The sequence below is a fragment of the Pantoea sp. CTOTU50773 genome (genome assembly GCF_032082325.1).
GTDB lineage: Bacteria > Pseudomonadota > Gammaproteobacteria > Enterobacterales > Enterobacteriaceae > Pantoea > Pantoea communis.
In genome coordinates this window covers 1-3554 of record NZ_DAMDQC010000250.1, presented here as the reverse complement: position 1 = coordinate 3554, position 3554 = coordinate 1, and the positions used below count along the sequence as shown (strand labels likewise).

Annotated in this window: 4 protein-coding genes; 2 read left to right on the top strand and 2 right to left on the bottom strand. The window is 50.5% G+C overall.

Annotation, left to right across the window (positions count from 1 at the left end; genetic code table 11):
* Together RT340_RS22285 and fur are read left to right on the top strand one after the other, a co-directional pair.
* The coding region (locus RT340_RS22285; protein ID WP_313377834.1) for a flavodoxin at positions 1-329 on the top strand (329 nt) is incomplete at its 5' end.
* Positions 330-684: 355 nt separating this feature from the next.
* Positions 685-1134, top strand: coding sequence for a ferric iron uptake transcriptional regulator (gene fur / locus RT340_RS22280; protein ID WP_058962149.1), 450 nt, complete (start codon positions 685-687; stop codon positions 1132-1134).
* Positions 1135-1195: 61 nt separating this feature from the next.
* On the opposite strand, the gene RT340_RS22275 is transcribed toward fur, so the two are convergent.
* Positions 1196-1591, bottom strand: a complete 396-nt coding sequence (locus RT340_RS22275; RefSeq protein ID WP_038648263.1) for a hypothetical protein — start codon at positions 1589-1591, stop codon at positions 1196-1198.
* 234 nt (positions 1592-1825) lie between these two features.
* Entirely contained in the window at positions 1826-3493 is a 1668-nt protein-coding gene (gene glnS, locus RT340_RS22270; RefSeq protein WP_313377835.1) for a glutamine--tRNA ligase, read from the bottom strand.
* Positions 3494-3554 lie beyond the last annotated feature (61 nt).

Here is a 3554-nt window from a genome sequence, read left to right as displayed (position 1 = left end):
ACTTCTTCCCGACGCTGGAAGAGATCGACTTCAATGGCAAACTGGTGGCGCTGTTTGGTTGTGGCGACCAGGAAGACTACGCAGAATATTTCTGTGATGCGATGGGCACGATTCGCGACATCATTGAGCCAAATGGCGCGGTGATTGTGGGCCACTGGCCGACTGAGGGCTATCATTTTGAAGCCTCAAAAGGTCTGGCCGATGACAAACACTTCCTCGGCCTGGCGATTGACGAAGACCGTCAACCTGAGCTGACCAATGAACGTGTTGATGCCTGGGTGAAACAGATTTTTGATGAGCTGCAGTTAAAAGAGATCATTGAAGCCTGATGCCTCGCCTCCCCAATGTGAGCGCTGGCTCACATTGGGACAAAGGAATTTCCTATAAAAATAATAGCTACGGTTTTTTAACTTTTCCCCGCAAATCTGTAGAATACCCGCAATGGTCATCCGCTTATTCCTCTGATTGTTGACTGAGGCTGAGTGAAATGGAAACCCAAACCACACCGTTCCGCGCTGACGTAGGCGATGTTTAACCTTACGACTTTTGTTGATTTGCGCGATACCCCGGTTTTCATTTCACTGCTTGAGTTCTATAATGAGACGCAAATGAGAATACGCGTGACCTAAACATTCAAGGCCCCTGCGCCGTAAGTGACATGCAAAGTAACAGGACAATATCCGAATGACTGACAACAACTCCGCATTGAAGAAGGCTGGCCTGAAAGTCACTCTCCCAAGATTGAAAATTTTGGAAGTGCTTCAGGGACCGGGCCCCGAGTCCCATCACGTCAGTGCGGAAGATTTGTATAAGCGCCTGATCGATATGGGCGAAGAGATTGGCCTGGCAACGGTATATCGCGTTCTTAACCAGTTTGATGACGCGGGTATCGTCACCCGTCATAACTTCGAAGGCGGCAAATCCGTATTCGAACTGACTCAGCAGCATCACCATGACCACTTGATCTGCCTGGATTGTGGCAAAGTGATCGAATTCAGCGATGAATCAATCGAAACGCGTCAGCGTGAGATTGCCACTCGCCATGGCATTAAACTCAGTAACCACAGCCTGTACTTGTACGGCCACTGTGCACTGGGAGACTGCCGCGAAGACGAGACGCTCCACGATAAGTAATTGAGTGTGCTATGCAATATAAAAAAACCGGTGCTAGTCACCGGTTTTTTTATGCCTGTTATCAAGCGATAAAGGTCTCGTGGAGGTAGCGCCAGCGAGGAATGGTGGTGCTGCAATCCAGCACAGCCAAAGAGATGCGCGTTTGATGGGTGCCGTTCAACATCTGCAGTTCACGATACTGAATCGTCACTTCCTGGCTCTGTTGAGAAATGATGGCATGCTCACTGGTGGCAATGCGCAGCCCTTCCCGCTGACCGTGCAGTTTGCGAAACAGCACTTCGGTCTCATTCAGATCCAGCTGCTTACCCAGCGGCGTCACCATTTTGAAATCCGGGTGAAAGTGTGACAAAAGCAGTTCCATGCTGTCATCACTGCCTTCTACCTGGTTAAAAACACGTTCAATAAGCTGATGTAATACCACCACACTATGCTTAGCTTCCAGGGCGAGACTTGTCATTTTTTTTCCTTTGATAACCCGCAGAGCTCTATTTAAAGCGCATAGCCTACCTGAAATACAATTTTTCACACTCGCAAATGGGTTAATTTTTCTAAAGTCAGAATTCTCGCAAAATAGACAACAAGCTCAGCTTCCGGCCTTCAGCATAATTGATTGCCCGTGGCGAATTACAGGCAATAAAAAAGGGCGATTGCTCGCCCTTTCATGATCATATTGTGCTATCGACGAAAGATATTACTCGCCAATCTTCGCGAAAGTATCGCGCAGTCCAACCGTGCGGTTAAACACCAATTTACCCGGCTGTGAGTAGACGCTATCGGCACAGAAATAACCTTCACGTTCAAACTGATAAGCTGCGGTAGTGGCCGCTTCACGCAAACCAGACTCCACGAAGCCCTGTTTGATCTCCAGCGAGTTCGGGTTAATGGTGGTGAGGAAATCCTCAGCCGCCGCGGGGTTTGGCACGCTGAACAGACGGTCGTAAAGACGGAACTCAGCTGGCAGTCCATGAATGGCGGAAACCCAGTGGATCACACCTTTCACTTTGCGACCATCCGCCGGATCCTTGCTCAGGGTGTCAACATCACAAGTGGCATAGATGCAGGTAATGTTACCCTCTTCGTCTTTCGCCACACGCTCAGCACGAATCACATAAGCATTGCGCAGACGCACTTCTTTGCCCAGAACCAAACGTTTGTACTGTTTGTTGGCTTCTTCACGGAAGTCAGCGCGATCGATCCACACTTCACGGCTGAACGACACTTCACGCGTGCCCATCTCCGGCTTGTTTGGATGATTAGGCATGGTCAGCGTTTCTTCGTGGCCGGCGGGCAGGTTTTCGATCACCACTTTCAACGGGTCAAGTACCGCCATCGCGCGTGGTGCGTTCTCATTGAGATCGTCACGAATACAGGATTCCAGTGACGCCATCTCAACGATGTTGTCCTGTTTAGTCACGCCGATGCGGCGGCAGAACTCACGAATTGAAGCTGCGCTGTAACCACGACGGCGCAGGCCTGAAACGGTCAGCATGCGCGGATCATCCCAGCCTTCCACCACTTTCTCGGTGACCAGCTGCGTCAGCTTACGCTTCGACATCACCGCGTATTCCAGATTCAGACGCGAGAATTCGTACTGGCGCGGATGCTGTGGAATGGTGATGTTGTCCAGCACCCAATCGTACAGACGACGGTTGTCCTGGAACTCCAGCGTACACAGTGAGTGCGTAATGCCTTCGATCGCATCCGAAATGCAGTGGGTAAAGTCGTACATCGGGTAGATGCACCACTTATCACCGGTCTGATGATGATCGGCAAACTTAATGCGGTATAGCACCGGATCGCGCATCACGATAAAGCTGGAAGCCATGTCGATTTTGGCACGCAGACAAGCTTTACCTTCCTCGAAACCGCCATCACGCATTTTCTGGAACAGCGCGAGGTTCTCTTCCACGCTGCGGTCGCGGTACGGGCTGTTTTTACCCGGCGCAGTCAGGGTGCCGCGATATTCACGGATCTCTTCCGCAGACAACTCATCAACGTAAGCCAGACCTTTATTGATCAGCTCAACGGCGTAGTTAAACAGTTGGTCGAAATAGTCTGAGGAGTAACGAATGTTGCCGCTCCACTCAAAGCCCAGCCATTGCACGTCACGCTTGATGGATTCAACGAACTCCAGGTCTTCTTTCACCGGGTTAGTATCGTCAAAACGCAGGTTGCACTGTCCTTGATAATCTTGGGCGATACCAAAGTTCAGGCAGATAGATTTCGCATGGCCAATATGCAGATAACCATTGGGCTCAGGCGGGAAACGGGTATGCACACTGCTGTGCTTACCGCTCGCCAAGTCTTCGTCGATGATCTGACGAATAAAGTTGCTTGGGCGGGCTTCAGCCTCACTCATCTCAAAATCCTCAAAACAATAGCGGGTGCTTTGTACCACGATGTAACGGAGTATGATCCAC

Bases quoted from the DNA above. Each gene is read 5' to 3' on its own strand.
- fur (WP_058962149.1), top strand. From the start codon at position 685: ATGACTGACAACAACTCCGCATTGAAGAAGGCTGGCCTGAAAGTCACT.
- glnS (WP_313377835.1), bottom strand. From the start codon at position 3,493: ATGAGTGAGGCTGAAGCCCGCCCAAGCAACTTTATTCGTCAGATCATC.
- RT340_RS22275 (WP_038648263.1), bottom strand. From the start codon at position 1,591: ATGACAAGTCTCGCCCTGGAAGCTAAGCATAGTGTGGTGGTATTACAT.